The sequence below is a fragment of the Mesorhizobium sp. M1A.F.Ca.ET.072.01.1.1 genome (assembly GCF_004023325.1).
In the GTDB taxonomy this organism is placed as follows: domain Bacteria; phylum Pseudomonadota; class Alphaproteobacteria; order Rhizobiales; family Rhizobiaceae; genus Mesorhizobium.
Map to the genome: position 1 here is coordinate 1 of NZ_RZSF01000794.1, position 395 is coordinate 395.

Consider the following 395-nt stretch of genomic DNA (forward strand, 5'->3'; position numbering starts at 1 on the left):
GGCATGGTCATGGAGATAGAGATCGGCCTCGAGGCCCGAGGGCGTGCAGAAGTACTGGACATCCTCGACATCGAGACAGGGAGGCAGATTGCCGGGCGGTGGAAAGTCCGGCGGATAGAATGGCGGCAGGTAACCGCCAGGAATTTCCTCATAGTAGCCGGCACGGCCCTCGCAGGGACGCCAGACCCTGACGTCGCCGACATGGCCTTCCACTTCCGGGTCCTCGAAATAGCTGTCGAAGTCGACGAACCAGGAGCCGAAGGGCGGCACGTTGGCCGGCTTGACCAGTGGGGTCGGTGTGAACTGGACGCCATGCACGGCAAAAGGCCCGCCAGCGGCGAGCTGCTCGGCAAGCGCCGGATTGTCACGCAACTTATCGCCGGTGTTGACCAGCG

At 63.5% G+C, this 395-nt stretch carries 1 pseudogene; it reads right to left on the minus strand.

Features of this window, described 5'->3' with window-relative positions:
• Positions 1–395, minus strand: a pseudogene (locus EOA32_RS38075) (hypothetical protein); the annotation flags it as partial.